Source organism: Campylobacter concisus, assembly GCF_002913045.1.
GTDB classification, from domain to species: Bacteria; Campylobacterota; Campylobacteria; order Campylobacterales; family Campylobacteraceae; genus Campylobacter_A; species Campylobacter_A concisus_AP.
This window is the reverse complement of record NZ_PPAF01000030.1, coordinates 1-533: the sequence shown is the minus strand read 5'-3', so window position 1 is coordinate 533 and position 533 is coordinate 1. Positions and strand designations below refer to the sequence as shown.

Annotated in this window: 1 protein-coding gene and 1 pseudogene; both read left to right on the top strand. The window is 38.6% G+C overall.

The window, feature by feature from the left end; genetic code table 11:
• Positions 1-225, top strand: a 225-nt coding sequence (locus CYP43_RS03890; RefSeq protein ID WP_141089837.1) for a sulfite exporter TauE/SafE family protein, incomplete at its 5' end; no start/stop codon positions are given.
• Positions 218-533 (top strand): annotated as a pseudogene (locus CYP43_RS03885) (hypothetical protein); the annotation flags it as partial. The gene CYP43_RS03890 and the pseudogene CYP43_RS03885, both read left to right, overlap by 8 nt.

The window sequence follows — 533 nt, the reverse complement described above, 5'->3', positions numbered from 1 at the left end:
GTCTATTATTTCTTAGCGCTTGGAGTTTTAAGCGCAAATGTGGCTGACGCATCCTTGATAATGCTTATCTTTGGGCTTTGCACCTTACCAGCGCTGTTACTAGCTAGCTTCGTCTTTGGCTTGTTAAGAGAGAAATTTAAAGAGATTATGTTTAAGCTCTCAGCTTGCATAATGATCTTAAACGGACTTTATCTATCATTTTTAGGATATAGAGCAAATGCCTAGTTTAAATTTAGATGAAAATTTCCTTTCAAGTAGCGATGGCATGAGGATTGCTAAGCTTGCGATGATGGGCGAGATGATGGCAAATATAACTCACCAGTGGAAGCAGCCGCTAAATGAGCTAAGTTTAGTTTTATATAAGATGAAAAAGCTTGCTGGTAGCGAAGATGGCGAATTTATCGGATCTTATGAGAGGGCTATGCAGATCATAAAGTATATGTCAGAAACTACTGATGAGTTTAGCTCGTTTTTAAATCCAAACACACTTTCGCAAGAATTTAGCCTAGCAGACGCAGCTAGAGCATCTATAC